We start from the raw sequence: 633 nt of genomic DNA, 5'->3' as shown, positions 1-633 counted from the left end.
TTTCAGAAGATGTGTCTCTGACATTTCCAGCAAATGTGGTTCTGGGATCTGCCAAATGCTCTGTTTCAGTCCTTGGGGACATAATGGGTCGTGCACTAAATAATCTTGATGGCTTGCTACAGATGCCATCTGGCTGTGGAGAACAAAATATGATAATTCTTGCTCCCAATATCTACATCCTGCAGTACCTGGAAGGCACTGCGCAGCTCACCCCAACCATCCGACAGACTGCCACTGGTTACCTTCAGAGCGGATACCAAGGACAGCTAAACTACAGGCACAGTGATGGTTCATACAGCACATTTGGCTACGATGCATCCAATACATGGTTGACCACCTTCGTCATGAGGTCTTTCGGCCTAGCAAGGCGTTTCATCTTCATTGATCCCAGTGTCCTCCAGAGTGCACAGGATTGGTTGATCAGCAAGCAGGGTTCAGATGGCTGTTTCATGCAAGAGGGAACCCTGTACCATATTGACATGAAGGGTGGTGTTGGTGATAATGTGACCATGACTGGCTACGTTGTTGCATCACTCCTTGAAATGGGCGTCCTTGTCACGGATCCGGTCATCACCAATGCTCTGTCTTGCTTGAGGCCTGTCGTTGGGAAGCTGGGAAACACTTACACGACGG

General features: G+C 49.0%; 1 protein-coding gene. It reads left to right on the top strand.

Features of this window, described 5'->3' with window-relative positions; translation table 11 throughout:
• Positions 1 to 83: 83 nt before the first annotated feature.
• Positions 84 to 633, top strand: a 550-nt coding sequence (locus GQR53_RS20545; RefSeq protein WP_206013418.1) for a hypothetical protein, incomplete at its 3' end; no start/stop codon positions are given.

The organism is Pseudoalteromonas sp. Z9A6, assembly GCF_011378805.1.
GTDB lineage: Bacteria > Pseudomonadota > Gammaproteobacteria > Enterobacterales > Alteromonadaceae > Pseudoalteromonas > Pseudoalteromonas distincta.
This window is presented reverse-complemented; position numbering and strand designations above follow the sequence as displayed.